At 62.9% G+C, this 715-nt stretch carries 1 pseudogene; it reads left to right on the top strand.

The features are described 5' to 3' along the window. Positions 1–179: 179 nt before the first annotated feature. A pseudogene (locus PV350_RS46870) lies at positions 180–482 on the top strand (transposase); the annotation flags it as partial. Positions 483–715 lie beyond the last annotated feature (233 nt).

A 715-nucleotide genomic window follows, 5' to 3' on the forward strand; every position in this document is an offset into this window, starting at 1 on the left:
CGATGACGCCCAAACACGGGAAGCGAAAGACGGACGACAAGCGCGCTAATTTCAGCCTTTCCAGGCCAAAACCCGCACCACCGCACCACCGAGCCTTCCGGGAAAGAAAGCGCGGTAATGTCATCGCTGTGAACCGTTCCGGGTTCGGTAGGGACTCGATTCCATGAAAGGATCGAGTCATGGCACGTCCCTCTTCCTACCCCGCTGAGCTGCGCAAACGAGCGGTCCGTATGGTCGCCGAGGTCCGCGGTGACTACCCGAATGAGTCGGCCGCATTGAAGGCGGTCGCTCAGAAGCTCGGCATCGGCTCCGCCGAGACGCTGCGGAACTGGGTCAGGCGGGACGAGATCGACTCCGGGCAGCGTCCAGGGACGACCACAGAGGAGTCCGCCGCGATGAAAGCGCTGAAGAAGGAGAACGCCGAGCTCAGGCGGGCCAACGAGATTCTGAAGGCTGCGGCGTCTTTCTTCGCGTCAATGGCAGAGTCTGGGACACGGGCCTACGGGTGCTGACACAGTGACAGGTACCGGCGGGGCTGGCTCGTTTCTTTGCTGCCCCAGCAATGGTGGCTTGTCGGCGATGTGCCGCCCCGCCGGCCCAGGTCTCCGCCACGGAGTGAGGTTTTCTCAACGAAGATCATTTCCAGATTCCGTTGAGGACGAGTGCGGCGCGGGCGATGTCGCCGATCCGGCTGGGGCTGAGGGAGACGTGCTTG

The sequence above is a fragment of the Streptomyces sp. PA03-6a genome (assembly GCF_033792765.1).
Lineage (GTDB): Bacteria > Actinomycetota > Actinomycetes > Streptomycetales > Streptomycetaceae > Actinacidiphila.